24 protein-coding genes are annotated in these 25,312 nt (G+C 62.7%); 13 read left to right on the forward strand and 11 right to left on the reverse strand.

All coding sequences use genetic code 11. The annotated features are described in order from the left end of the window. Together ACX3VQ_RS08390 and ACX3VQ_RS08395 are read right to left on the reverse strand one after the other, a co-directional pair. On the reverse strand, positions 1 to 837 hold the full coding sequence (locus tag ACX3VQ_RS08390; protein ID WP_462580408.1) for an NTP transferase domain-containing protein: 837 nt from the start codon (positions 835 to 837) through the stop codon (positions 1 to 3). A 28-nt stretch (positions 838 to 865) separates the two neighbouring features. Further along, entirely contained in the window at positions 866 to 2,272 is a 1,407-nt protein-coding gene (locus ACX3VQ_RS08395; protein WP_462580409.1) for an MmgE/PrpD family protein, read from the reverse strand. Between the two features lie 167 nt (positions 2,273 to 2,439). On the opposite strand from ACX3VQ_RS08395, the gene ACX3VQ_RS08400 reads away from it, so the two are divergent. Genes ACX3VQ_RS08400 through ACX3VQ_RS08420 form a run of 5 tightly spaced genes read left to right on the forward strand, consistent with a single transcriptional unit; the run spans position 2,440 to position 6,422 of the window. Continuing rightward, complete coding sequence (locus tag ACX3VQ_RS08400) at positions 2,440 to 2,790, forward strand: ArsR/SmtB family transcription factor (RefSeq protein ID WP_462570477.1); 351 nt, start codon at positions 2,440 to 2,442, stop codon at positions 2,788 to 2,790. Positions 2,791 to 2,815: 25 nt separating this feature from the next. Next, entirely contained in the window at positions 2,816 to 3,745 is a 930-nt protein-coding gene (locus ACX3VQ_RS08405; RefSeq protein WP_462580411.1) for an MBL fold metallo-hydrolase, read from the forward strand. Between the two features lie 16 nt (positions 3,746 to 3,761). Next, on the forward strand, positions 3,762 to 4,199 hold the full coding sequence (locus ACX3VQ_RS08410; protein WP_462580413.1) for a YeeE/YedE family protein: 438 nt from the start codon (positions 3,762 to 3,764) through the stop codon (positions 4,197 to 4,199). A gap of 4 nt (positions 4,200 to 4,203) precedes the next feature. Continuing rightward, positions 4,204 to 4,641, forward strand: a complete 438-nt coding sequence (locus ACX3VQ_RS08415) for a DUF6691 family protein (protein ID WP_462580415.1) — start codon at positions 4,204 to 4,206, stop codon at positions 4,639 to 4,641. Positions 4,642 to 4,658: 17 nt separating this feature from the next. After that, positions 4,659 to 6,422 (forward strand): SulP family inorganic anion transporter, encoded by a 1,764-nt coding sequence (locus tag ACX3VQ_RS08420; RefSeq protein ID WP_462580417.1) that lies wholly within the window; start codon positions 4,659 to 4,661, stop codon positions 6,420 to 6,422. Positions 6,423 to 6,538: 116 nt separating this feature from the next. Here ACX3VQ_RS08420 and wecB read toward each other — a convergent pair whose 3' ends face one another. Continuing rightward, the gene (gene wecB, locus ACX3VQ_RS08425; RefSeq protein ID WP_462580418.1) at positions 6,539 to 7,693 is read right to left on the reverse strand and encodes a non-hydrolyzing UDP-N-acetylglucosamine 2-epimerase; all 1,155 of its coding nucleotides are present in this window, start codon (positions 7,691 to 7,693) and stop codon (positions 6,539 to 6,541) included. Further along, complete coding sequence (locus ACX3VQ_RS08430; RefSeq protein WP_462580419.1) at positions 7,690 to 7,998, reverse strand: hypothetical protein; 309 nt, start codon at positions 7,996 to 7,998, stop codon at positions 7,690 to 7,692. Before ACX3VQ_RS08430 ends, wecB begins: the two co-directional genes overlap by 4 nt. Positions 7,999 to 8,258: 260 nt before the next feature. On the opposite strand from ACX3VQ_RS08430, the gene ACX3VQ_RS08435 reads away from it, so the two are divergent. The 5 genes from ACX3VQ_RS08435 to ACX3VQ_RS08455 all read left to right on the forward strand — a co-directional run bounded on the left by ACX3VQ_RS08435 (position 8,259) and on the right by ACX3VQ_RS08455 (position 13,582). Then, positions 8,259 to 9,338 (forward strand): CaiB/BaiF CoA transferase family protein, encoded by a 1,080-nt coding sequence (locus ACX3VQ_RS08435; RefSeq protein WP_462580420.1) that lies wholly within the window; start codon positions 8,259 to 8,261, stop codon positions 9,336 to 9,338. A 5-nt stretch (positions 9,339 to 9,343) separates the two neighbouring features. Further along, positions 9,344 to 9,796 (forward strand): MaoC family dehydratase, encoded by a 453-nt coding sequence (locus ACX3VQ_RS08440; RefSeq protein WP_462580421.1) that lies wholly within the window; start codon positions 9,344 to 9,346, stop codon positions 9,794 to 9,796. Between the two features lie 93 nt (positions 9,797 to 9,889). Beyond that, entirely contained in the window at positions 9,890 to 11,794 is a 1,905-nt protein-coding gene (locus tag ACX3VQ_RS08445) for a DUF3604 domain-containing protein (RefSeq protein WP_462580422.1), read from the forward strand. A gap of 10 nt (positions 11,795 to 11,804) precedes the next feature. Beyond that, positions 11,805 to 12,614 carry a peptidyl-prolyl cis-trans isomerase gene (locus ACX3VQ_RS08450; protein ID WP_462580424.1) on the forward strand — a complete coding sequence of 270 codons (810 nt, stop codon included), beginning with the start codon at positions 11,805 to 11,807 and terminating at the stop codon, positions 12,612 to 12,614. Continuing rightward, entirely contained in the window at positions 12,611 to 13,582 is a 972-nt protein-coding gene (locus ACX3VQ_RS08455; protein WP_462580426.1) for a HupE/UreJ family protein, read from the forward strand. The genes ACX3VQ_RS08450 and ACX3VQ_RS08455 overlap by 4 nt, the downstream gene beginning before the upstream one ends. Here the strand turns inward: ACX3VQ_RS08455 and ACX3VQ_RS08460 are convergent. The 4 genes from ACX3VQ_RS08460 to ACX3VQ_RS08475 are packed head-to-tail and all read right to left on the reverse strand — an operon-like array spanning position 13,552 to position 17,813. Next, entirely contained in the window at positions 13,552 to 14,982 is a 1,431-nt protein-coding gene (locus ACX3VQ_RS08460) for an efflux transporter outer membrane subunit (RefSeq protein WP_462580427.1), read from the reverse strand. The genes ACX3VQ_RS08455 and ACX3VQ_RS08460 overlap by 31 nt on opposite strands. Then, complete coding sequence (locus ACX3VQ_RS08465; protein ID WP_462580430.1) at positions 14,979 to 15,965, reverse strand: HlyD family secretion protein; 987 nt, start codon at positions 15,963 to 15,965, stop codon at positions 14,979 to 14,981. The genes ACX3VQ_RS08460 and ACX3VQ_RS08465 overlap by 4 nt, the downstream gene beginning before the upstream one ends. 1 nt (position 15,966) lies before the next feature. Further along, on the reverse strand, positions 15,967 to 16,704 hold the full coding sequence (locus ACX3VQ_RS08470) for an ABC transporter ATP-binding protein (RefSeq protein ID WP_462580432.1): 738 nt from the start codon (positions 16,702 to 16,704) through the stop codon (positions 15,967 to 15,969). Further along, positions 16,701 to 17,813 (reverse strand): ABC transporter permease, encoded by a 1,113-nt coding sequence (locus ACX3VQ_RS08475; RefSeq protein ID WP_462580434.1) that lies wholly within the window; start codon positions 17,811 to 17,813, stop codon positions 16,701 to 16,703. The genes ACX3VQ_RS08470 and ACX3VQ_RS08475 overlap by 4 nt, the downstream gene beginning before the upstream one ends. A gap of 111 nt (positions 17,814 to 17,924) precedes the next feature. Here ACX3VQ_RS08475 and ACX3VQ_RS08480 point away from each other — a divergent pair, with 111 nt between their 5' ends. Both ACX3VQ_RS08480 and ftsH read left to right on the forward strand, forming a co-directional pair. Further along, positions 17,925 to 18,596 carry a TetR/AcrR family transcriptional regulator gene (locus tag ACX3VQ_RS08480; protein ID WP_462580436.1) on the forward strand — a complete coding sequence of 224 codons (672 nt, stop codon included), beginning with the start codon at positions 17,925 to 17,927 and terminating at the stop codon, positions 18,594 to 18,596. A gap of 84 nt (positions 18,597 to 18,680) precedes the next feature. Further along, positions 18,681 to 20,654, forward strand: coding sequence for an ATP-dependent zinc metalloprotease FtsH (ftsH, locus tag ACX3VQ_RS08485; protein WP_462580438.1), 1,974 nt, complete (start codon positions 18,681 to 18,683; stop codon positions 20,652 to 20,654). Between the two features lie 67 nt (positions 20,655 to 20,721). On the opposite strand, the gene ACX3VQ_RS08490 is transcribed toward ftsH, so the two are convergent. Next, complete coding sequence (locus tag ACX3VQ_RS08490) at positions 20,722 to 21,921, reverse strand: DUF3667 domain-containing protein (RefSeq protein ID WP_462580440.1); 1,200 nt, start codon at positions 21,919 to 21,921, stop codon at positions 20,722 to 20,724. A gap of 104 nt (positions 21,922 to 22,025) precedes the next feature. Further along, positions 22,026 to 22,370 (reverse strand): DNA-directed RNA polymerase subunit omega, encoded by a 345-nt coding sequence (gene rpoZ / locus ACX3VQ_RS08495; protein WP_462570432.1) that lies wholly within the window; start codon positions 22,368 to 22,370, stop codon positions 22,026 to 22,028. A gap of 108 nt (positions 22,371 to 22,478) precedes the next feature. Here rpoZ and ACX3VQ_RS08500 point away from each other — a divergent pair, with 108 nt between their 5' ends. After that, on the forward strand, positions 22,479 to 23,672 hold the full coding sequence (locus ACX3VQ_RS08500; protein ID WP_462580442.1) for a phospholipase D-like domain-containing protein: 1,194 nt from the start codon (positions 22,479 to 22,481) through the stop codon (positions 23,670 to 23,672). A gap of 21 nt (positions 23,673 to 23,693) precedes the next feature. Here ACX3VQ_RS08500 and ACX3VQ_RS08505 read toward each other — a convergent pair whose 3' ends face one another. Beyond that, positions 23,694 to 25,208 carry a replicative DNA helicase gene (locus ACX3VQ_RS08505; RefSeq protein ID WP_462570430.1) on the reverse strand — a complete coding sequence of 505 codons (1,515 nt, stop codon included), beginning with the start codon at positions 25,206 to 25,208 and terminating at the stop codon, positions 23,694 to 23,696. Between the last annotated feature and the right edge of the window lie 104 nt (positions 25,209 to 25,312).

Below are 25,312 nucleotides of genomic sequence, written 5' to 3' on the forward strand. Positions count from 1 at the left end.
CTAGCCCTGCGCTGCCTCACGCCGGCGGATCAGCGCTGCCTCGGTAATGTCGAAGCTGTGCTTGTGATCGACATCGATCGGCCCGTAGGGATAGTCGAGCATCACCGGTGCAATGCTGACGCCCAATCGGCGCCCGATTGCATCCACTAGCCCGCGCATGGTGGTGAGCTTGAGCTTGTAGAGCATGAAGGGCCACAGCCCGAAAGCCTTGAGGATGCGCCAGTGACGCTTGCCGAACTGGCCGCCGCCTTCAAACACCTTGACCGCAGTGAGCGCGCGCCGGTTGCGCAGTCCATAGAGATTGCACGAAGATGATCCGCCATCCTTCAGCTGGTGGAAGGCAAGGCCCGAATTGGCGAATTCGCGCAGCACCACTTCCTCGCTCGACAAGCCCAGCGCCACATCTTCATCGCAAGCCAGAAATCCCTCGACAAAATCGCGTACCAATTCGGGCGTATGCAGCGCATTGTCGCCCGTGGTGATCACCAGCGGCAGCGGGTTGTCGATCTCTTCCACCGCAGCCAGCACGCTATCCGCCAGATTGCCGCTGGCCTGGACAAATACCGTCGTGCCGCTTTCGACCCAGGCCTTCATCCGCGGAGTCGCTTCGAGCACATCGGGGCTGTCGAGCGAGACATGGATCTTGTCGAAACAGCCGCTGTCGACCAGCGCTTCGAGCACGCGCTCGAGCATCACCTGGCCGTCAAGCTCGACCAGGCATTTGTGCGCCTTGCCCTGCAGTTTCGCCACCGGATCTTCCACGCCGCGGCGGCTGGCGGCCATCACCAGCACTGCTGGCTTGTAACCTTCGGGGGTTGCCTGTTCGCCTGCCTGCATCTCTATCGCTTCCTATATTCCAGGTGGATCACGGCTGCTGCGCGAAAGCCAGGCCGGCATGGCGCATCAGCGCACCGGCATCGTCGAGGGACGGGAAGCTCTCGAGCGTTTCGCGCAGGCCCGCGCGGGTCTCTGCATCGATCACGCCATCACAGCAGGCATCGAACTTGGCCCAGTATTCCGCCCAGCTGAAAGGTGCGGCCTTGCTCCCTTTGGGCCATTCGTGCACCGATTTCAGTTGCCGCCCGTCTTTCAGGGTGATGTGTACCTCGGTCGGGAATTCGCCTTCCAGCTTGTCGACCGGATGACGGTGGATGAGCGGGAACAGGCTGCGCACGTCATCCCCCATGACCCGCTCAGGGGTGAAATCTGCCAAAGTGCAATCACCCCGCGCCAGCACGCAGCCGACTGCATATTCGGCTGAGAACTTGGCTTCGAGCGGTTCCTGCGGATCGGTGTAGAACACGTTATTGAAATGGACGCGCGGCATGTGAAGATCAACGGCTGCTACCTCGCCCGCATCAAAGCCATGCACGGCCATCAGTTCGAGAACGCCATCCATCGCGCGGTGGATCGCGCCGCAGGTGGGGAAGCGCTTCACGCGGAACTTGTGCTCGGTGATCAGCAGCGGCTCACCGACATTTTCCAGTTCGAACCGCAGGTTCTGCCCGTGTTCGATATGGGTGATGGTATCGCGCAGTTGTTCGTAATCGGGGCCCACCATCAGCCGGTTCATGCCAGTGCGCCCGTCCAGCGTATCGCGTCCGGCGGTGATCCCCGCCTGCGCCATGGTGGCCGCCATTATCCCGCCCTTGGCGGCGAGCCCGGCGTGCACCGGCTTCATCTCCGAGCCGAACTGGCTCATGAAGCCCGACGACATGCTGGTGGCGATCGACAGTGCCCGCGCGCATGCCCCGGCGTCGAGTTTCAGCAGCCGCGAAACTGCCGCCGTAGCGCCCATAACCCCGACCGTCGCAGTCGCGTGCCAGCCGCGATTGCGATGCGTAGGGTTGAGGCCCTGCCCGATGCGCCCAAGGATCTGCAGGCCGACGATATAGGCATCGATGCAGGCCGCGCCCGAAAGCCTTTGTTGCTCGGCAATCGCCATGATTGCGGGCAGCAGCACAGTGGTGGGGTGCGCCTTGGGCGGATCGAAATTGTCATCGAAGTCAAGCGCATGGGCGATGGTGCCGTTGACCAGCGCGGCCCACGGCGCGGCAAGTTTGACTGGCCTGCCGAACACCGTGCACGGCCCCTCACCCCATGGTGCAACCACACCGAACAGTTTCTCGGCCACCGGCTCGATCGCGCCGGGCACCATCACGGCTACGGTGTCGACGAATTCGCGATGCGCCCAGTCCCTCGCGTCCTGTGGCCAGTTGTCCGGAGTTTCGGCAATCCAGGCGCCATAGATGTCGAGCGGATTGGTGTTCACGTTTTGCCTTGGGCTTTGGTTGAGATGCGACTTGGCTCAGTACTGCGCCAATAGCTTCGCCACGGGGCTTGCACAAGCGGGCCGCCAATTGTCCGCCTCCTATCTGGAAAAGGGCGCCATAATATATTAGTACTTGATAAAGTAGAAATGTCTAATATATTAATCGCATGACTGTTCCGCAGCCCTTTGAACTGAGCGCCATGCGCGCCAATGCCGGCAGGGCAGCCGATTTCCTGGCGATGCTGTCGAGCGAGCCGAGACTGCTGATCCTTTGCCACCTTCTCGAGGCGGGCGAGCTGCCCGTTGGCGAGCTGGTCGAGCGGGTCGGCCTCAGCCAGTCGGCACTGTCGCAGCATCTGGCAAAGCTTCGGGCGCAGGGCCTGGTGGCGTTCCGCAAACAGGCACAGATGGTGTTCTATCGCATCGAAGATCCGCGTGCGGAGCGCCTTCTTGGCACGCTACACGTAATCTTTTGCGAGCCTGATACGCGCCAGCCGATGCCGAATGCTGCGGAATGACACCAAAGACTGAGGAGCGACAGACATGCCAACCGACACCCATCTTCAAACTGCCATCGGCGAGGTCGAAGCAGTGATCGCAGTGCCAGCCCGTGCGCCAATAGTGCAGAGCTTCTTTCACGAGCCCACCTTTACCGCCAGCTATGTGGTGCATGACCCGGCGACCCGACAGGCGGCGATTGTCGATTCGGTACTCGATTTCGACCAGCCTTCGGGCCGCACCAGCACGCCCTCGGCCGATGCCATCATCGAATATGTGCGCGAAAACGGCCTCAGCGCGGCCTATCTGCTCGAAACGCATGCCCATGCCGATCACCTTTCGGCGGCGCCCTATCTGCAGGAAAAGCTCGGCGGGAAGATCGTGATCGGACACGAAATCCTGACCGTGCAGCAAGTATTCGGCAAGGTCTTCAACGAGGGATCGGATTTCGCCCGCGACGGCTCGCAGTTCGATATCCTGCTGAAGGATGGCGATCGCCTCGAACTGGGCGAGATCGCGATCATCGCGCTGCACGTGCCGGGCCATACCCCGGCGGACCTCGCATATGTCATCGGTGACGCGGTGTTCGTCGGCGACACCATGTTCATGCCCGATTATGGCACCGCCCGGGCTGACTTTCCCGGGGGCGATGCGCGCACGCTCTATCGTTCAATCCACCGCCTGCTGGCACTGCCGGATGAGGCCCGCGTATTCCTGTGTCACGACTACAAGGCACCGAACCGCCATACCTTTGCCTGGGAAACGACCATCGGTGCGCAGCGCAGTGGCAATGTGCATGTGCACGAGGGTGTTGACGAGGAGGCCTTCGTCGCCATGCGCGAGGCACGCGACGGCACGCTGGGTATGCCGCAGCTGATCCTGCCTTCGATCCAGATCAACATGCGCGCTGGGCACCTGCCCGAGCCCGAAAGCAACGGTACCCGTTACCTCAAGCTTCCGCTAAACACTTTGTAAGGAAAGGATTGCAGCCATGACAGATATTGCACCGCTCGATCCGCTGGTAGCGCTGGCAGGAGGCCTGTTGATCGGGCTTGCTGCCGCGCTGCTGCTGGTATTCTCGGGCCGCATCGCCGGGATCAGCGGCATGGTCGCGCGCGCAGTGGGCATAGCCGATACCGGCATTCCCCGCGGACAGGCGCTGGCCTTCGTTGCCGGGCTGCCAATCGGCGCCGTGCTGGTCAGCAACTGGGTGCGCACGCCTGACATCGGCGTGACGACTTCCATCCCGCTGCTGATCGTGGCTGGCCTTCTGGTTGGTTTCGGCACCCGCATGGGCAATGGCTGCACCAGCGGACACGGCGTGTGCGGCGTGTCGCGACTTTCCCCGCGCTCGATTGCCGCAACCGCCAGCTTCATGCTGGTCGGCTTCCTGGTGGTTGGCACCGCGCGAATGATGGTTGGAGGTTGAGGCCATGAAACAGATCGTCATTGCCCTGTTGACCGGCTTGGTGTTCGGAGCCGGGCTGGCGCTTTCCGACATGGTCAACCCGGCGCGCGTGCTGGCCTTTCTCGACATTTTCGGTGCGTGGGACCCGGCACTTGCCTTTGTCATGATTGGCGCGATCATCCCTTCGTCGATCGCATACTGGTTCACCCGGCGGATGCGGCACCCTGTGCTCGGCACCCAGTTCTTCATCCCGGAAAACCAAACGATAGACCGGCAATTGCTGATTGGCGGCGCCATATTCGGTGCCGGATGGGGGCTTGCCGGATATTGCCCCGGGCCCGCTATCGCGGGCATGGCGCTGGGTGATTGGCAGCCATTCGTGCTGGTCGCTGCCATGCTGGCGGGCATGTGGATGCAGCGCCAGTTCACCGACTTCAATCAGCGCCGAATTATGGCCGCGTGAAGCAAGGGAAAAATGCGGTGAGCGGGCTGGCGCGGTATCTCCCCATCCTCGAATGGGGCAAGCAGTATGATCGCGCCATGCTGGGCAGCGACATGATGGCGGCGGTAATCGTCACCATCATGCTGATCCCGCAAAGCCTGGCCTACGCCTTGCTGGCGGGGCTGCCGCCGGTGGTGGGGCTCTACGCCTCGATCCTGCCGTTGGTCGCCTATGCGCTGCTCGGCACCAGCCGCACGCTGGCCGTGGGGCCGGTGGCGGTGATCTCGCTGATGACAGCGTCCGCAGCGGGCAGCGTGGCCGCACAGGGTAGCGCAGAATATCTTGAGGCGGCAATGGCGCTGGCGATGCTCTCGGGCCTGATGCTGGCGCTGCTGGGCTTACTGCGGTTGGGCTTTCTCGCCAATTTGCTGTCGCACCCGGTCATATCCGGCTTCATTACCGCCAGCGGCATTTTGATCGCGACCAGCCAGCTGCGCCACATCCTGGGCATCAAGGGAGGCGGTGACAATCTGCCCGAGCTTGCCCGCACACTGGCTTCGAACATCATGGGCTGGAACGCGCCCACACTGGCGATCGGCGGGTTGAGCATCGCCTTCCTGTTCTGGGTGCGCAAGGGTGCCCGCCCGCTGCTGATGCGCGCAGGGCTGGGGCCGCGCATGGCTGACCTGCTGGCCAAGGCAGGGCCTGTCTTGGCCGTGTTTGCGACGATACTGGCGGTCATCTGGGGCAATCTTGAGCAACGCGGCGTCGCCATTGTCGGTGCGATACCCAGCGGTTTGCCGCCTCTGGCTGTTCCCGGCGTCGATCTGGACCTGTGGAGCCAGCTGTGGGTGCCCGCACTGCTGATCTCGATCATCGGTTTCGTCGAGTCTGTTTCCGTTGCACAAACCCTTGCGGCCAAGCGGCGCCAGCGCATTGCGCCCGATCAGGAATTGATCGGGCTGGGCGCCGCGAATATCGCCTCGGCCTTCTCCGGCGGCTATCCGGTAACCGGCGGCTTTGCCCGTTCGGTGGTCAATTTTGACGCTGGCGCGCAGACCCCGGCGGCGGGCGCCTATACGGCCGTTGGAATTGCGCTGGCCTCTGTCTTCCTGACCCCGCTGCTGTTTTCGCTGCCTGTGGCAACGCTGGCGGCGACGATCATCGTTGCGGTGTTGAGCCTGGTCGATTTGCGCACGCCGGTGCAATTGTGGCGCTATTCCAAAAGCGACTTCAGCGCCCATGCTGCGACCATATCGGTGACGCTGGCAATGGGCGTGGAGACGGGTGTCATCGCGGGTGTCGCGACTGGCCTGCTGCTCTACCTGTGGAAGGCTTCGCGCCCGCATGCCGCAATTGTCGGGCGCGTGCCTGACACCGAACATTTCCGCAATGTCGATCGGCACAAGGTCATCACCTGGCCGCATATCCTTTCGATCCGGATCGATGAAAGCCTGAGCTATCTCAACGCGCGCTGGCTGGAGGAATATGTGCTCGAACGCGTTGCCGAGAAGCCCGAACTGCGCCACGTGGTGCTGATGTGTTCGGCGGTGAATGCGATCGACGCATCGGGGCTCGAAAGCCTTGAGGCGATCAATCACCGGCTGTGCGATGCCGGGATCAGCCTGCACCTGTCAGAAGTGAAGGGGCCGGTGATGGACCGGTTGCACAAATCCCACTTCCTCGATGATCTGCACGGCGAAGTCTTCCTGTCGCAGGACCGCGCCATCACCAGTCTGATGCGGGCCGACGAAACCAGGGCCGCAGGCGAGGATCACTGGCACGCGCGCGGCATGATCTGACCCTCGCTTGCGGGCAAGCTGCGCCGCAGCCGCATGCAATCGAACCGGGCACCTGCCGCGCCTGCGCGCCCGAGCGTGTCGGCGAATGCTGGTGCAGGTATCAGGCGCGCCAATCGCTAGGAATGTGTCGTCGGGGAACAGCAAGCGCGGTGGTATTCAGCAAGGATGCGGGCAATGCGCTGCGCAGCCTGTCCGTCGCCGAAGGGATTGGTGGCCCTTGCCATGGCGGCATAGGCCGACTCGTCATCTAGCAGGCGGGTTGCTTCTCTTACGATGGTGTCGGTATCCGTGCCGACAAGCCGCGCGGTTCCAGCCTCCACCGCTTCAGTTCGCTCGGTCTCGCGGCGCATGATGAGCACCGGCTTGCCTAGGCTTGGCGCTTCTTCCTGTATTCCGCCGCTGTCGGTCAGTACAAGATGGCTAAGCTCCATCATCCGCACGAAATTCGCGTAGTCGAGCGGGTCCAGCAGCGCGACGTTGGACACGCCCGATAGCACCTCCCGCATAAGCTGCTGGACATGCGGATTGGGGTGAACGGGGTAGATGATCGCTACGTCGCCGCGCGCGGCAAGAATACGCAGAGCCGCCGCGATCTGGTGCATGGCAGGGCCGAAATTCTCGCGCCGGTGCGCGGTGACGGCTATGATGCGCTTGTCGGCGAACCGCTTGCGCAGTCCATCGATCGGGCTTGCCCCCTCTGGCTGCTGGGCCATGATCGCCCGGCAGCGCAGCAAGGCATCGATGGCGGTATTTCCGGTCACATGGATCCGTGCCGGATCCACGCTCTCGCTGCGCAGCGCTTCGGCAGCACGAACTGTGGGGGCGAAATGCAAATCGGCGATGACCCCGGTGAGCTTGCGGTTCGCCTCTTCGGGCCAGGGCGAGTAGATGTTCCCGCTGCGTAGCCCGGCCTCGACATGCCCGACCGGAATCTGCCGGAAATAGCAGGCGAGTGTCGCCATCGCCGTGGTCAGTGTGTCGCCATGGACCAGCACGCGATCAGGACGGATCTGGTCAAGCACAGTAGAGAATTCGCTGATGATCCGGGCGGCCAGCCGGTCAAGGCTTTGCGCCTCCTCCATCAGATCAAGGTCGATGTCCGGCACGATGCCCGCCAGCGCGAGCACCTGGTCGAGCAATTCGCGGTGCTGAGCGGTCACCGCCACGCGCAAGTCGAAGCAGTCCAGCTTGCGCAATTCCTCGATCACCGGAAACATCTTGATCGCTTCGGGCCTTGTTCCAAAGGTGACAAGGATGCGGGGTCTGTTCACAGGATCATTCTTTCCTGCGCATTACCCTGCCCGTCATCGGCGCTTGGCGTGCCAACGCATACAAAGGCAATGTCGTAGCTGTCGAGCTTGCCTTCGGCTCCGGTCGCGGCAGACAATTTGCCCGATCGCGCGGCTTCGGCAATCAGCCTATCGAGACCCGGCTCGATTATCGGCGAGTTGCCCGCATTGATCGCCGCGACCTTGGTTTCGTCAATGTCGAAACCGATGACGCTGTGCCCCTGGCTGGCAAGGCAGCCCACGGCCACACTGCCCACATAGCCAAGCCCGAATACGGCAATTCTCACCGGTAACCGCCAGCGCAAGTGCCTGGCAGTCCGAAATCAAGCCCCCTTGCGGCCCCTTCATGGGAAACAATGTAAAGCAGACCCGTTTTACTTTTCTCGTTATTTTACTTTGTATTTATGCGTATCAAGAGGCCGCGCGGAGCGCAAGCGCCCGCCCGCGTTTTCCTATCTTTTTCGGCCCTCCCGCAGCGGTCTGTATAGGCTTGCAACAGCGGTGCGGGCGCGCCATGCAGAATCAGCCGAGATCAGGGAGAAGGAACATGCCGCAATCGAACGGTCCGTTGACAGGTTTGAAAGTCGTCGAATTTGTCGGGATCGGCCCGGGTCCGCATGTCGCCATGCTGCTCGCTGATCTTGGTGCGGAAGTCGTGCGGATCGAACGCCAGGGAGGGCGAATCCTCAATCCCGTGGTCGAGCGCGCCCGGCACCGCGTGGCGGTGGACGTCAAAAGCGATGAAGGCCGGCAATTCTGCCGCGATGCGGCGGCACATGCCGACGTCTTGCTGGAAGGGTTCCGTCCAGGCGTGATGGAACGGCTGGGGCTTGGGCCGGACGAATTGCTCGCGCTCAACCCGCGGTTGGTTTACGCACGCATGACCGGCTGGGGCCAGCAGGGGCCGCTTGCCCATGCTGCAGGCCATGACATCAACTATATCGCGATCACCGGCGCGCTTGCGGCGGTGGGCAAGAAGGGAGAACCGGCGATCCCGCCGCAGAATCTGGTCGGCGATTTCGGCGGCGGGTCGATGTATTGCGCCTTCGGGATCATGGCCGCGCTTTACGAACGCGAGCGATCGGGCAAGGGGCAGGTGGTCGATGCCGCGATTGTCGATGGCACGACCAGCCTGATGAGCTTCTTCTTCGGTATCCGCCAGATCGGCTTCATCAAGACCGAACGTGGCGATGGCTTGCTGGGCGGAGCAGCACATTACTATCGCTGCTACGAATGCGCCGACGGGCGCGAGATTTCAGTGGGCGCGCTTGAACCGCAATTCTATGCCGAACTGCTGGAAAAGATCGGTGCGACCGAATTGGCCGAAGGGCGCGACAACCCGGCCAATTGGGGCGATATGGCTGATCGGCTCACTGCGCTGTTCAAGACGAAGACGCAGGCCGAATGGTGCGAAATCCTTGAAGGTAGCGATGCCTGCGTCGCTGCAGTTCTGCCGCTCGACGAAGCACGCGAGCATCCGCATCTGAAGGCGCGCGAAGCCTATGTAGAGCGTGACGGCGTGTGGCATACCGCGCCCGCGCCGCGCTTCAGCCGCACACCGGGTACGATCCGTGACAGCGGGATGGACGGCGCCGATGTCGTCGCGCGGTGGGCACGGGAGGACTGAATTCGATGGCTGGCAAGTATTTCGACGAGTGGCAGGTGGGTGAGCGGATCGAGCACGAGATCCGCCGCACCGTGACAGAAACCGATAATCTGCTGTTCACAACCATGACGCATAACCCGCAGCCGCTTCACCTTGATGTCGAAGCGGCCAGGGCGAGCGAGTTCGGCCAGATCCTGGTCAACGGCACCTTCACCTTCGCGCTGATGGTGGGCCTTTCGGTAGGTGACACCACGCTTGGCACGCTGGTAGCCAACCTTGGCTATGACAAGCTTGTGATGCCCAAGCCGGTATTCATCGGCGATACGCTGCGCGCAACCACCGAGGTGAAGGAACTGCGGGGCAGCAAATCGCGCCCTGATGCGGGAATCGTCACCTTCGTGCACGAGGCGCTCAACCAGCGCGGCGAGGTGGTTTGCCGCTGCGAACGCAGCGCGCTGCTCAAGAGAATGCCCGCGTAACGCTACGGCATCGCCGGTTCGATCGTTCGCTCTTGACGCAGCCCTGCGGCAGGGCGCAGGTTTGTGTGCGGTGAGCCGATGGGAGTGGGTTCGATGCGCCAAATATCTGCAAGTCTTGTTGTCTTGGGGGCAGCCTTGTTCCTGGCATCGTGCGGCAGCACGGCCAGCGAGGAGCAGCGCGGCAATGGCGAGGGTACAATCGAACTCGCCGAATTTCCCGATCGCCCCTATTGGGGTGACACGCACCTCCACACAGACAATTCCATCGATGCTTTCGGCTTTGGCGTGCGGCTTGGCCCGGAAGAGGCGCTGCGCTTTGCCTCGGGCGAGGAAGTGACTTCGACCACTGGCGTGAAGGCCAGGTTGGCGCGGCCGCTCGATTTCCTTGTCATTGCCGACCATTCAGACGGGTTGGGCGCGACCAAGCGGCTTTATGACGCCCCGCGCATGCTGATCCGCGACGAGACGCTGCTGCGCTGGCATGACATGATGCACGAAAGCCCCCAGCAGTCGCAGCGCGCCGTAGCCGAACTGATCAATGCGGCGGCAAACGACGAATTGCCTGCAGCCCTGACCGCCGACCAGGAGGCTCAGGACGAGGATACGCTGGATATCTGGTCCAACCATCTCGACACGCTCGACCGCTACAACAAGCCGGGTAAGTTCACCGCGCTGGCGGGATTCGAATACACGCTGATGCCGGACGGCAACAATCTCCACCGCGTGGTGATGTTCCGCGACGGCAGCGACAAGACCAAGCAGACCATCCCCTATCCCGGGCTGGAAACCAAGGTGGAGGGGCTGTGGGATTATATGGATGCCTATGCAAAGAAAACCGGCGGCCAGGTGCTGGCTATCCCGCATAATTCCAATGTCTCCAACGGCCTGATGTTCGAACTGACTCTTGCCGATGGCGGTCCGATGACCGCCGAATATGCGCGACGCAGGGCAAGGCATGAGCCGGTGGTCGAAGTGACCCAGATCAAGGGCGACAGCGAAACGCATCCTTTCCTGTCGCCCAATGACGAATTTGCCGGATTCGGCGTGAAGGGCTGGGAACTGGGTAATCTGCCGCTTACCCGCCGGGCCACGCCCGACATGTTCGGTGGCAGCTATATCCGCGAGGCATTGAAGCGTGGCCTGTCGCTGGAACAGCAGCTGGGGGTAAATCCCTATGCCTTCGGCCTGGTCGGCTCGACCGACAGCCACACGGCGCTGGCGACCGCCGATGAAGACAATTTCTTTGGCAAACACACCGGCAACGAACCGGCGATCAAGGATCGCGCGCTCCAGACGCAGAACCTCGGCACTCGCGAAGGGCGGTTCGGCTGGCACTATCTTGCCGGTGGCTATGCCGCGGCATGGGCGCGAGGCAACACGCGCGCCGAAATCTTCGATGCCTTCAAGCGGCGCGAAGTCTATGCCACCACCGGGCCGCGCATGGTGGTGCGTATCTTCGGCGGCTTTGACTTTACCGAAAAGGACTGGGGCGGTGACTGGGTCCGCGCGGGGTATAGCCGGGGCGTGCCGATGGGCGGCGAACTGACCGATAGCGGCAAGGCGCCGAGCTTCCTGATTTCGGCGATGAAAGATCCGGACGGCGCCAATCTCGACCGTGTGCAAGTGGTCAAGGGCTGGGTCGATGCATCGGGCAATTTGCAGGAACGCGTCTATGACGTGGTCTGGTCGGACATGAAACGACGCCGCGCGGCTGGCGGCAAGATACGCGCCGTGGGCGACACGGTGGACCGCAAAGCAGCAACCTATACCAATACCATTGGCGCCGCCGAGCTGCGCAGCGTGTGGACCGATCCCGATTATCGCGCCGGCCAGCGGGCATTCTATTACGTGCGCGTGATCGAAATCCCCACTCCGCGCTGGACGCTCTATGATGCTGTGCGGTTCGGCATCAAGCTGCCTGCAGATGCCATGGCCGATGCGGTGGCGCAGGAACGCGCCTATTCCTCGCCGATCTGGATCAAGCCAGCAGCCAAGTGACGGGGTTCAAGTGAATTTACCTGGCTGGACCCGCGAACCGCTGGTCCATTTCCTGCTTGCGGGAATATTGATCTTCGGCCTGTTCTCGCTGCGCGGTGAAGAGGTCGATCCGGCAAGCCGTACGATTGATGTCGACCGCGAGCAACTGGCACAGCTTTCGCTGGTGTTTGAGCGGACCATGGGCCGCGCGCCGACAGATGCCGAGCTTGACCAGCAGATCGAAAACTACATTCGCGACGAGGTGCTCTATCGCGAGGCGCTCAGGCTGGGGCTCGACCAGGGCGATGCGGTGGTGCGCCGGCGCATGGCCCAGAAGATGGACATGATCGCCAGTGCCCGCGCCGAGACGGCTCGCCCTGACGAGGCACAAATGCGCAAATGGTATCGCGAAAACCGCCAGCGTTTCGCCGATGAAGTGCATTATACGCTCGACCAGCTCTGGTTCGAGACAGATGGTGAAGCGCAAGCGGGCCTCGCCCGGTTGCGGAGCGGCTCGGACTGGCGCCGGTCGGGAGGCGCGATCAGCCTGCCGGCGAGCATCAATGCGAAATCGCGGCGCGAAGTGCTTGCCAGTTTCGGCGAATTGTTCCTGGTGGGGCTCGACCGGCTTGAGCCTTCGAATGATTGGCAAGGGCCAGTGCCATCCGGCCTTGGCTGGCACCTGGTGCGGCTTGAGCGGCGTGAACCGGGCAAGGTGCCGCCATTCGAGGACATCCGCGAACAGGTCGAAAATGACTGGCGCACCGCCACCATCGCCGCGCGCAAGGAAGCCGCATACGAGTTGTTGCGCGGCGCCTATAATGTGAAGATTGAGCGGTGAGATGGCTCGCAGCATTGCTGGTGATGCTGCTCATGGCTGGGCCAGCCGCCGCGGACGAAATCCGGCCATTCTCGATCGATTTCACCGAACGCGCGCAGGGCGAATGGACGCTTGACTGGAAACAGCCGCTGACATCGCCCGAAACGGGCGTGCTGGCCGTTCCGCAAATCCCGGGCAATTGCCGGTTCCGGGGCGATCCTGTCACCCGCTCCGCCGCGATGGCGGTGATCGGACATGCGGAAGTGACGTGCGATGGCGATGTTTCGGGAGGCGCCATCACGCTTGCCGGGCTGGCCGGTAATGCGGATGCGTTGCTGATGGTGGCTCCGTTGGCGCGCCCGGTCCAGACTCATCGCCTGACCGCCAGCCAGCCGCAGGCGGTAATCGTGGCGCGCGCCAGCACCTGGCAAGTCTTCGCCGACTATTTCAAGATCGGCACCGAGCATATCCTGATGGGCTGGGATCACTTGCTGTTCGTGATTGCCTTGCTGCTGCTGGTGCAGGGCGGCTGGGCCGTGGTGAAGGCGGCGACGGCATTCACACTGGCGCATTCGATAACGCTGGTGGCGGTGACGCTGGGCTATGCCGGACTGCCGCAGCGCCCGGTTGAGGCGCTGATCGCGCTCTCGATTGTGTTTCTCGCGGTCGAGCTGACGCGTACCGATCACGAAACCTGGACGCGGCGCTGGCCGTGGCTGGTTGCTTTCGGTTTCGGCCTGCTGCATGGCTTCGGCTTTGCCGGGGCGCTACGCGAAATCGGTCTGCCTGAAGGCGAAGTGCCAGCCGCATTGCTGGCATTCAATCTTGGCGTCGAGGCAGGCCAGCTGCTGGTCATCGCTGCGGTACTGGCGCTGCGCGCCGCTGTCAGGCGGCTCGAACCCAAGGCGGAGGCCCCGGCGGTGAAGGCGGCGACCTATGCGATCGGGATCACCGCGGCCTATTGGGTGGTGGACCGGCTGGTCGGCTGAGCGTCGCCGCCCAATGCCTGCCACAACAGCACCCGCGCGCGCTTCGCCCGGCCTGCCGCGGCAGCTGCCCGTTCGCCGCTGGCATCGGCGGCACGGCGGGCCTCCAGCACGGTTAGGAAATCAGCCAGCCCGGCGCGGAAGCGCACTTCGGCAAGCTCTGCCGCGCGTTCGAGAGCCATGCTTTCCTGAGCGGCGGCGGCGGCCTGCGCATCGGCGCCCGCCACCACGCCATAGGCGCTTTCAGCTTCGCCCAAAGCCTGGAAAACAGCTCCGCGATAGGCGGCGAAGGCAGCGCGCTTGCCTGCCGCAGCACCATCGATTTGCGCCTGGATTCGGCCGAAATCCAGCAGCGGAGCGAGGATTCCGCCGCTGGCGGAATAGATTTGCGACTGGTCATCGAACAGCTTGCCGAGGTCGAACGCGAGCAAGCCAAGCGTCCCTGACAAGGTCAGCCGCGGAAACCGCTGGCGCGCGGCGGCGGCGAGCTCGGCATCGCTCGCCGCAAGTTCGGCGGCAGCGGCGCGGACATCGGGCCGCGCGGTGAGCAGCAGCGAAGGGAGCGCCTGCGGGGCGGGGGGAAGACCGGCGGGGCCAGCATCTGCGGAAAGCAGGCTGTCCAGGGTCGCGGCATCCTGCGCGGTCAACGCGACCAGTCGCCCGATGATCTGCGCGCGCTCACTTTCAAGTGCGACGAGGCGCGAGCGCGACTGGCTGGCAGCTGCCTCGGCGCGCACGCGATCGAAACCGGGAGCAAGCCCGGCCTCCTCGCGCTTGCCGGCGAGATTGGCGAGCCGCCCGGCGGCCTCAAGGTCCTGTGCCAGCGCGGCCTCGCGGCCCGCATTGCTGCGCCAATCAATCAGAGCACCGGCAATTTCCGCCAGCAAGGCAATGCGCACCGCTTCGGCTGAGGCATCTGCCGCGTCAAGCCGGGCAAGAGCGGCGCGTTCGGAGGCCTTGAGGCGCCCGAACAGGTCCACTTCCCAACTGGCCGTGAGATTCGCCGCATAGGCAGTCTGTTCAGTATCGAACGGAAGCGCCGAGGACACATCGCCGCCAAACTGGGCGGGATTGCTGCGGCGCGTTTCCACCGACGCATTGGCGCCGATTGCCGGAAGCCGCGCGGCGCCCGCACCCTTGGCGGCAGCCCTTGCTGCATCGACCCGGGCAAGTGCTTCGGCCAGGCTGGGCGAGTCGGCCAGCGCGCGGCGGGCGAGCTCGGCAAAGGCTGGATCATCGCTTGGCAGGAGCTGCGCCAATGCGGCGCTTTCATCGACATTGGGCGCATAGAGGAACTCGGCAGGCAGCTCAGGTGCCGGCGTCGCGATTTCGGGCGGCGGACCGGCTACACAGGCGCCCAGCGCCAGCACCGCAAGCGCGGCAAGCGAACGAGGCGGTTTCATTTGTTCGCGCCTCCGCGCGCGGGGATGAATGCGTCAACCTGCTGACCGACAAGGAAGGTGCCACGCGCTTCCTCGGGCAGGGCGTAGATCACCTGGAGCACGCGCACATCGACCCGCTCGGCAGACGAGTTGGTCAGCGAGCGTTTGGGCACGACCAATGGTTCGGCGCGTACGAAGCTGGCTTTGACGCGGCGTTCGGCGGCACCGCGCGGTGAGACTATTGCCGGCTTGCCAAGCGCGACGCGCGACGCGTCATCCTCGTCAATATCGATGCGGATATGCAGCGGGCGGGTCTCGCCCATACGGATCAAGGGTTCGCTGTTGCCGCCGGTGGTTGAAACAAATTCGCCTGGCCGGATATTCACCGCCAGGATTTCGCCCGCGATCGGTGCGCGTACGGTCAAGCGCTCAAGCTCGGTGCGGGCGCTCTGCGCAGCAGCCTGCGCTGCGGCCAGGCGCGCGCGCGCCAGCTGGAGCCGGGTGGAAGCGGCCTTGGCCTCGCCTTCGGCGCGGATCACTTCGCTGCGGCTGACGGCTGCCGGGTCATCGATTGCGGTGTAGAGATCAAGCTGCTGGCGGGCGGTGCTGCTGGCGGTCGATGCCTCTTCGATCGCCGCCCGCGCCTCGCCGGTCGCGGCATTGGCCTCCTGCAGCCGGGCCCGGGCAGCGCGGTCATCGACGACGAACAGCGGCGCACCCTTCTCGACGAACTCGCCCGGTTGGACATACACCTCGGTCACCAGACCGGCCAGCGCGGTTCCGATGTCGATGATCTCGCTCGATGGCTCGACAATGCCCGCGCCAGACACTCGCGCTACCTTGGCGAATTCCTCACCAGCGGTGAGCGGTGTCTCGTCAGGTTCGCTGAGCGATCGGTCAGGCGTGCCGAGCCAGATGAACAGCACTGCGCCGATCAGTCCGAGCGCCGCCAAGGCGGGCAATAGCTTGCGGGAAAAGCTTAAGTCCTGGGGAAGGAATGCCATCTCAATGGTCCTCTGGCATATCGGTGCCATCATGCGTAATCCGGCCATCCTCGAGCACGAGGATGCGGTCGGCGAGATCGAAGATACGGTTGTCGTGGGTAACGATGATGCAGGCGCGGTCTTCGGCCACCGCCACCTCGCGCAGCAGGTCCATCACGCGCCGGCCGGAGCGCGCATCAAGCGCGGCGGTGGGTTCGTCGCACACGACCAGGCGCGGTTCATGCACCAGCGCGCGTGCAATCGCGACGCGTTGCTGCTGCCCGCCCGATAGCTGGCTGGGCAGCTTGTCAGCCTGATCGGCAATATTGAGCCTGGAGAGCATCGCGACCGCCCTCTCGCGCGCCTCGTGCCGGTTCATGCCGCGCGCGATCAGCGGCACCGCAGCGTTGGAAGCGGCATCGATCGACGGGATCAAATTGTACTGCTGGAAGATAAAACCGATATTCTGGAGCCGGAAATTGACCAACTCCGTATCGCCCAGCGCGTAAATATCGGTTCCGAATATGCGCACGTCACCCTCGGTCGGCCACAGGATTCCGCACATGATCGAGATCAGTGTGGTTTTGCCCGATCCGCTCTCGCCGACGAGATAGGTGAGCGCGCCCGGATGGATATTGACATCGATCCCGTGGAGCACGCGGATCGTTTGCTGTCCCGACAGGAAATCACGCGATATTCGCCGCGCGCAGATCGCCGCATTGGGGTCGCAGCCCCCGATCTGGCTGGTGTCGAGCATCATCTGAACACCGCCGCCGGTTCGGTCTTGAGGACGCTGCGCAGGCTTAGCCAGCCTGTGAACGCAAGGATCAGGACCACCGCCACCAGGCTAATGAGCGGGATCTGCCAGGGCACATAGAAACCCTTGAAGGTCGGATTGCTTGCGAAGCCCCAGATGAACACCGCAGTGCCGATCACGCCCAGGGCATAGCCGATTGCGCCCACCACCCCGGCTTGCACCGCGACCATGCGGCTGATCTTGGCGTTGGTAACGCCGATTGCCTTGAGCGCGCCGAATTGGCGGATGTTGTCGCGGATAAACAGGCTGAAGGTGAGCCCGACAATCGCTACGCCGACGATAAAGCCCAAAGCAACGGTGATCCCGAAATTGAACGGGATGCCGGTATTCTCGATGATGAAATCGATCCCGTCCCGGGCAAATTCCTCGTGCGTGCGCGCCTTGAGGCCGGTCTGCCGTTCGATCCGCCGGGCTAGCTGGCGCGAGGATACATCCGGCGTGCTCCCCGCGATCACCAGGCTCATCCGGTTGCGCGTGCCGGGGACGTAGCGGAGCGCCTGTGAGTAGGTGGTGTAGAGCACGGCAGTGCTGGTGAAGCTGGGGATGGCATCGGCCATGCCGCGAATGATTGCGCGTTGGTCATTGAGTTCGAGCCGCTGGCCCACCGCGTCGGTCGCGGGGAACATCCGGCTCGCCCCGACATCGTCGATAATCACTGTGTCGGGGATCGAAAGGTCGTCCTTGCTGCCAATGAGCAGGCGCTTGGGCAGCCCGATCAGCGTCGCATCGTCGACCCCGATGATCGCCACCTGCTCAAGATCGCCCTCGCTGGTGCGCACTGCCGCATTGGCGCGCAGCTGCGGCACGGCCCATTCGACCCCCGCAACCGAACGGACCTGGTCCAGCGCGGTCGCGGGCAAGGGAAAGGTGACATCGGTGGTGCGGCTGACCGGGTCCATGACATAAACGTCGCCATTGGAATTGTTGTAAACGCCGCTGGCGCCGCGCTCGATCAAATTGACGAAGATCGTCAATTGCTGGGTGATCAACAGGGTCGAGAAAGCAATGCCGAACACAAGCCCGTAGAACTTGGTCTTGTCTCCCGTAAGCATTCGAATGGCGATCCACAGCATCGGAAACCCTGCAATTTGGCCGGGCTTGCCGAATCAGCCCGTTTCGATCATTATTGAACGCTATCGTTTAATTGAACGGAGGTGTTCAGCTTGTCAACTGGCGCTAAGCAAGCAGGTTCCCACGATACTGCACTTGGCGCACAAAAAGCGCGCGGACGGCCGGTTGATGCGGCCAAGCACGATGCCATCATCAAGGCCGCGACCGCCTCGTTCTTCGATGTCGGATACGCGGCTTCCTCGATCGAGCAGATTGCGGCGGATGCCGGTGTATCAAAGGTTACCATTTACAACCATTTCGGTGACAAGCGCGCGCTGTTCGCGGCAGCGGTCGAGCATCAATGCGAACGGGTGCGGGGCCATTTCGCAATCGCACCGGAGGCAGGCCAGTCGATCCGCGCGCGGCTCACAGCCATAGGCGAAGCGATGTTCGCTTTTCTGTCGCGCCCTGAAATGGTGCAGTTCGAGCGGCGGATCGCTGCCGAAACCGAACATGATCCGGATATCGGGCGCGCATTTCTAGAGGCGGGACCGTGGCGGATGAAGGCTGCTCTCGCTGCATTCCTGAGCCATGCGCAGGAGCAGGGAGAACTGGAAATTCCCGATCCGGGGCTGGCCGCGGAACAGTTCGTGTCGATGTGCAAAGGCATCGGTGATCTCGAGCGCCGTTTCGGCTTCACCCCCGTCGAGGCAGAGCATACGCGGCGTATCACCGGGGCGGTCGAGGTGTTCCTGCGCGCCTATTCGCGCAAATGTACCGATTGAGGGATCGCACCGCCGCATTCGCGCGTTATCTTGCCATTCACCTTGCGCTGCCTACATTGGCGGGGACGAAAGGATACTCTGAAGATGAACGACGAACGCGATCCGCGTGATCCCAATGGCGGAGGCGGCCCCGAAGGGCCCAATCCGATGATCAGGACCCTGATGATCTGGGGCGGCGTGTTCATGGCACTGCTGCTTGCGGTGTCGATGTTCGGCAATCCTTCACAGACTGCGGGAACGCAGATCCGTTATTCCGATTTCCGCAATGCGGTGGCTGAAGGCACGGTCAAGGAAGTCCAGATCGCGCCGGACAAGATCACCGGCACAATGAAGAACGACACCCCGTTTTCGACCGTTCCGATCGGGAATGATCCCGGCTTGCCGCAATTGCTCGATGAAAACGGTGTTGATTATTCGGGGCAGGCTGCCGAAGAGCCCAACCTGCTGCTTTACATCCTGATCCAGTCGCTGCCCTTCATCCTGATCCTGGGCATTGCCTTCTTCGCGCTGCGCCAGGTGCAGAAGGGCGGCGGTGGCGGCGCCATGGGCTTTGGCAAGTCGAAGGCCAAGCTGCTGACAGAGCGCCAGGGCCGGGTAACCTTCGCAGATGTGGCGGGCATTGACGAGGCGCGCGAGGAGCTGGAGGAAATCGTCGAATTCCTGCGCGATCCGCAGCGATTCTCCAAGCTGGGCGGCCAGATTCCCAAGGGCGCGCTGCTGGTCGGCTCGCCCGGCACCGGCAAGACCTTGCTCGCGCGCGCCATCGCCGGCGAGGCGGGCGTGCCTTTCTTCACCATCTCAGGTTCCGACTTTGTCGAAATGTTCGTGGGCGTCGGCGCCAGCCGCGTGCGCGACATGTTCGAACAGGCAAAAAAGAACGCGCCCTGCATCGTCTTCATCGACGAAATCGACGCGGTTGGCCGCCATCGCGGCCACGGCCTGGGCAATTCGAACGACGAGCGCGAGCAGACCTTGAACCAGCTGCTTGTCGAAATGGACGGTTTCGAAGCCAATGAAGGCATCATCATCATCGCCGCCACCAACCGGCCCGATGTGCTTGATCCGGCATTGCTGCGCCCCGGCCGGTTTGACCGCCAGGTGGTGGTGCCGATCCCCGATATCGACGGGCGCGAGAAGATCCTTGGCGTGCACATGAAGAAAGTGCCGCTTGCGCCTGATGTGAACCCGCGCACCATTGCGCGCGGCACGCCGGGCTTCTCTGGTGCGGACCTCGCCAACCTGGTCAACGAGGCGGCGCTGCTTGCAGCTCGTCGCAACAAGCGCCTGGTCGCGATGCGGGAATTCGAAGACGCCAAGGACAAGGTCATGATGGGCAGCGAGCGCCGCTCTATGGTCATGACCGATGACGAGAAGAAGATGACCGCCTATCACGAGGCCGGCCACGCGCTGGTCAGCATCAACGAGCCGGCATCGGATCCGATCCACAAGGCCACCATCATTCCGCGCGGCCGCGCGCTGGGCATGGTGATGCGCCTGCCCGAACGCGACAATTATTCCTATCACCGCGACAAGATGCTCGCCAATCTGGCCGTCAGCATGGGCGGGCGCGTGGCCGAGGAAATCATCTTCGGACATGACAAGGTATCGAGCGGTGCGTCGAGCGATATCCAGTATGCGACCGATCTTGCTCGCAACATGGTCACCAAATGGGGCATGTCCGACAAGCTCGGGCCCTTGCAGTACGAGGCCAGCCAGGAAGGTTATCTTGGCATGGGCCAGACTGCGCGGACCATGGCAGGTGCAGACACCAACAAGCTGATCGATGCCGAGATCAGGGCGCTGGTCGAAGGCGGGCTCAAACGCGCCAACCAGATTCTCACCGCGCAGGAAGACAAGCTGCATCTGCTGGCACAGGCTATGCTCGAATACGAAACGCTCACTGGCGATGAAATCGACCAGTTGATGAAGGATGGCAAGATCGACCGGCCCGACCGGCCCAGCGATGCTGGGGCAGTTCAGCCGGTATCCGGCCCTGCCGTACCCAAGGCGGGCAAGAAGTTCGGCGGCGAAGGTGGCACTGCCCCGCAGGGGGCCTGAGCGCCGCAAGTCCGTTTCGCAAGATTACAGAAGGCGCCTGGGGTCAATCCGGGCGCCTTTTGCTTGGTCAGAAGGCGCCCAGCACGAGCAGCAGCTGAAGAAACAGCACCAGGGTAACTAATTCGAATACCAGCAGTATGTATAGCCGCCATAGCGTGGAAAAGCGGCTCAGTCCGTATGTATACTTGAGGTGCTTGTACATGTGGATCGGCGGAATGATGGCGAGAGCCGCAAAAACCCATCCACCGCCGATTCCTGCAATGGCCAGAAGCGATAGCGCAATGAACAGCAGCGACACGAAGGCAAGCGAATAGGTAACGAATATCGCGTGATCATAGGCCTTGAAGCGCCGCTTCCAGAAAAACAACAGCCACACAAACGGGACTGAAAGGGGCACAAGAAGCCAGCTGAACTTATAGGCATTGGCTTGCAGCTTGTAGAGCATCAGGCTGGGATTCTCCTGCCACTTCTTGATGATGCCCAGGTCTAAAAATTCGATACCAGTTACAGTGGAGGCGGCGTCAGCGATGGCACCTTCAGCTTCCGCCGCCACAGCTTTGCTGCTGGTATCGGCTCCAGCGACGGAAATTGGCTCTGAATCGCCGGTGCTCAGGGCGTCGAATACTTTCAGCCCTTCCATGTTACTGGCAATCAGGCGGTCGCTTTCCTCGATCTGCGCGCGGATTTCGGCCAGTCGAGCAGGTTCTGCGCCTTGCGCGGCCATGACCTCCAAATCCTTTGCCAGCCTGGCGCGTCTTGCCTGTGACGCGGTGAGATTGGAGACGATATCTGCCCGCGCTGCGTTCACGTCCCAGATACGCTGCGGGTTTTCGACGCCGACATTGGTCAGCGAAGTTCCCGTCACCTGGAACACCGCGAACATCAGGAACACGCTGAACAGGAATATCGCCATCGGGCTGACAAACCGCGCCCGTTCACCGTCAATATAGCGCCGGGTAAGCTTGCCGGGCCGGGCAACCAGCATCGGCAGGGTGCGCCATATCTTGCCGTCCAGATGCAGCGCGCCATGGATCAGATCGTGCAGGAACGCTCCGATGGTGCGATGGAGATGCGCCTTCTGGCCGCAGGAATGGCAGTGCGCGCCAACCAGTTCGGTGCCGCAATTGAGGCAGGCGCCCTCGGCGAAATGGCCCTTTTCAAGCGGGCTTTCAGCCTTGTCTGTCAATGCGCCGGACTTTCCACCGAATGCGCGTGCAAACAGGCCGCCTTCAGCCGCCGTTCCCAATGCTTCGCCGATTTCGCCCATCAATCCCCCGTGTCGCGTGGCTTCAGGGACAATAAGCGAACTTGGCACAAACAAAAAGGCCGCCCGGTTGGGGCGGCCTCTTGTGTTGTTCGCAAACAGGCGATTCAGCCGTCGAAATCGGCGCCGATCGAAGTCGAACGGGTTGGCGCCGACGCAGTGATGCGCAGCGCTTCGGCCGACTGGCTGAGCGAGCCGATGGCATCGGCCTCGTCCTCATCATCGGGCAGGATCTTCTGCAAATTGGTGACCACCGCTTCGTACAGTTCCTTGGGCTTGACCGTCTGTTCGGCGATCTCGCGCAGGGCGACGACCGGGTTCTTGTCCCGATCGCGGTCAATCGTCATTTCGGCACCGCCCGAAATCTCGCGTGCCCGCTGGGCTGCCAGCAGGACGAGATCGAAACGGTTGGGAACCTTGTCGACGCAATCTTCAACGGTAACGCGTGCCATGAAGGCCTCTCATGCAAATAGGTTTGCCGGGAAAGCGCGCCAGATAGGTGGAGTAGCGGTGCGAGTCAAGAATTTGCGCTGCCTGCCGGGCTTGCGTAAGGCGCTATCATGGCTGAGCCGGATGGCACCTTGAACTCGCTCGATGAGAGCGTGGATTTCCACGATGCCGAGAGCTTCGAGATCGCCAGCGCGGGGCACCGCTTCCAATTCTTCCCGGGCGGACTGGACCGGCTGGCAGCGTTGATTGAGGTGATCGACAGCGCCCAAACCTCGCTCAAGATCTTTTTCTACATGTTTCAGCCCGACCATTCCGGCACCGTGGTGCGCGGCGCGCTCATCCGCGCGGCACAGCGCGGGGTGGACCTGCATCTTGTCATCGACGCATTCGGCAGCGATGCGCCGGAAGGCTTTTTCGCGCCGGTCGTGCGTGCGGGCGGCCGCTTCAGCCTGTTCTCGCCGCGCTGGAACGTGCGCTATTTGATCCGCAACCACCAGAAATTCGTCATCGCCGATGATGCACGGGTGATGACCGGCGGCTTCAATGTCTCGGATCACTATTTCGCCACCCCGCAGGAAAACGGCTGGTGCGATCTCGGCGTGTGCATCGAGGGCCCCGTGGTGGACAGCTTCGTGCAATGGTTTGGCGAGCTCAGCGGCTGGCTGGCCGGTGGAAGCTCGCAGTTCTTCGCTATCCGCCGCCTGATTCGCGACTGGAACGGCGGCGAGGGGCCGGTGCAATTGCTGCTCGGCGGACCGTCGCGTATCACCAGTGCGTGGGCGCGCACGGTCAAGCGCGACATTTCCCGCGGCAACAGGCTGGACCTGGCAATGGCCTATTTCAGCCCGCCGCGAAGCATGCGGCGCCTGATACGCAAACTTGCCCGGCGTGGCTCGGCCCGGCTGGTGATGGCGGGAAAATCCGACAATACGACCACCATTGGCGCCTCGCGCGCGCTTTATGGCGGGCTGTTGCGGGCAGGCGTGCGCATCGCCGAGTTCGAGCCCTGCAAACTGCACCTCAAGTTGCTGGTAATTGATGATGTGACCTATTTCGGCAGCGCCAATATGGACATGCGTTCGATCCGGCTGAATCTGGAGCTGATGGTGCGGGTCGAAGATGCCGAACTGGCCGACCGGATGCGGGAAATGATCGATCACCTCGAGGCATCGAGCATGCCGGTCACGCGCGAATGGTATCGCAGCAAATCGACCGTGCTCAGCCGGATCCGCTGGCGGATGGCGTGGTTCATGGTCTCGGTGCTCGATTATACCGTGGCGCGGCGGCTCAACCTCGGGCTTTGAGCGCTGGCCAGAACCCCGCGATCATTCAAATCCATAGTCCGAATAATCCTTCATGTTGGGGCTGGTGAACTTGGTGATCTCGCTCTGGAAATGCAGCGGGACATTGCCGGTCGAACCGTGACGCTGCTTGGCCACGATCAGCGTCGCCTTGTTCTTGAGTTCGAGATAGCGTTCTTCCCAAGTCCGGTATTTATCGGTGGCTTCGATCGAGCTGTTTTCGGTCGGCATGTCGGGGCGGCTCGCCTCGTGATAATAATCCGCGCGAAAGATGAACCACACCATGTCGGCATCCTGTTCGATCGAGCCTGATTCGCGCAGGTCCGAGAGTTGCGGGCGCTTGTCTTCGCGCTGTTCGACCGCACGGCTGAGCTGCGACAGCGCGATCACCGGCACGCTGAGTTCCTTGGCCAGCGTCTTGAGGCCCCGGCTGATCTCCGAAATCTCGTTGACGCGGTTGTCATTGGCACGGCCCGAGCCCTGCAGCAGCTGGAGATAATCGACCACGATCAACCCAACATCGTGGCGCCGTTTGAGCCGCCGCGCGCGTGTGCGCAGCGCCGCGATGGTCAGCGCGGGCGTATCGTCGATATAAAGCGGCAGCTCCGCCAGTTGCTGGCTGGCGAAGGACAGTTTCTGAAACTCGTCACGTGTCAGCTTGCCGCTGCGCAGCGCCTCTGAACTGATCTCTGCCTGTTCGGCCAGAATACGCGTGGCGAGCTGGTCTGCGCTCATTTCCAGGCTGAAGAAAGCCACCGGCGCGCCATAGTTGAACTCGCCACCGTCGCGTTGCCATTTGAGATGCTCTTCGGCGCAATTGAAGGCGATATTGGTGGCCAGCGAAGTCTTGCCCATGCCCGGCCGCCCGGCCAGGATCACAAGGTCCGAATTATGCAGCCCCGAAGTCTTGCGGTCGATCACGTCAAGCCCGGTGGTCTTGCCTGACAGGCCGCCGCCCGAATTCATCGCCGCTTCGGCCATCTTGATCGCGGTCATCGCCGCGCTGCGGAAGCTTTCCGCCTCGCTGCCGGTGGTGGCGCCATCGGCCACCTGGTAAAGCTGCGCCTCGGCCTCGGCGATGCGGTCCATCGGCGAGACTTCATCGCTGGTATCAAGCGCGCCTTGGACCAGCTGCCGCCCTACGCTGATCAATTCACGCAGCAGCGCCAGGTCATAGATCTGCTGCGCCAGTTCACCCGCTGCGAGCAGCCCGGTGCCGTCCTGCGTCAACTGCGCCAGATAGCTGGTGCCGCCCAGCTCGCCCAGCGCCTGATCGCTTTCGAAATAGGGCTTCAGCGTAACCGGGCTGGCGGTGGCATTGCGTTCCAAAAGCTTGAGAATGCGCTCATAGATGCGCTGGTGGAGCGGCTCGAAAAAATGTTCCGCGCGCAGCGGCGTGCGCAATTCCTCGATCACGCGATTGTCGATCAGGACCGCGCCAAGGAAGGCGGCCTCGGCTTCGACATTGGACGGTAGCCTTGCGGCCTTTGCAGCTTCGGCTTCCGCCTGGGGCCGGGCAATCACATTGGTTTCGGACATGCGCCTCTATTGCGCGCCGGACAGGCTGAAGCCAAGGGCCAATGCTGGCAAATTTGGCGCACTTGGCTGTGGATAGCGGGGATGGCGCATGGAAATGCTTGAAA

The organism is Altererythrobacter chaiwopuensis, from assembly GCF_054957735.1.